Here is a 929-nt window from a genome sequence, read left to right as displayed (position 1 = left end):
TCACTTTCGAAGTTGAGAGTGGGGTATAAATTAATAATTCGTTATATACATACTGTATATAACGAATTTGACCTCATTGTGTATCCTAAGTAATACATCAGATGTAATAAGACAGAATCAACAAACCATTGATTGGCTCAATTGATTTTGGCCAAATTATATTTCTAGTTTGCTTTCGATTGACTGTACTTTACGGCGTGCCAATGCAAGGTTCGCTTTTGATTTATCAAGTACTAAGTAGATAAATAAATCTTCATGATTGGCTGTCGGACGAATGATGTGTAGCTGAGACTCTAGTGTGATCAACATATCTTCGATTTCACCTTTGATGTCGAGTGATTTCATCGTTGCTACTTTTGCCTTTACAACTTGTGAGTTACCGGCAGCAGCCAGCTCAAGATCGACACCGCCACCAATCGTGCCTAACACCATACCTGACATATAATCCACAATGCAGGCACCCATCGCACCATCAAGATCCATTAACTCTTGTAAAGACTCATTGATATTTGACATACTTTTTTCCTATTTTTTTGTGTTGAGATAATTCTCGATTAGAGACACTTGCACAATCGAGCAATATCAAATTATGTTAAGCTGAATTAACTATATAAACATTAGTATAACTTAAATATGCTTACTTACACTTAAGGAATTATGATGATTGAATACGAATAATTAAATGTATTTTTAGGTACAGGAACTATAGCGTAATCGTAAACAAATTTCCGTAGTGACTGTTATTATATTCTATATACGGGGTCAGATCACATTTCTACTCGACCATTCAAGGAGAAATAACGACCACTGGGTAGGAAACATCATACTAATTAATAATGATTATATTTTAGAGCCTAGAAACTACTTTTTTGACGTTAAATGGTAATCACTCCAAAAAATAATAACACTTAAAAGTAGAAACTAACTGC

At 34.1% G+C, this 929-nt stretch carries 1 protein-coding gene; it reads right to left on the bottom strand.

All coding sequences use genetic code 11. From position 1 onward, the window contains the following. Window positions 1–156: 156 nt before the first annotated feature. On the bottom strand, window positions 157–516 hold the full coding sequence (locus AS194_RS01910) for a hypothetical protein (RefSeq protein ID WP_058023797.1): 360 nt from the start codon (window positions 514–516) through the stop codon (window positions 157–159). Window positions 517–929 lie beyond the last annotated feature (413 nt).

The sequence above is a fragment of the Psychrobacter piscatorii genome, assembly GCF_001444505.1.
GTDB lineage: Bacteria > Pseudomonadota > Gammaproteobacteria > Pseudomonadales > Moraxellaceae > Psychrobacter > Psychrobacter piscatorii_B.
The sequence above is the reverse complement of the archived record's forward strand: the minus strand, read 5'-3'. Positions and strand labels throughout refer to the sequence as shown.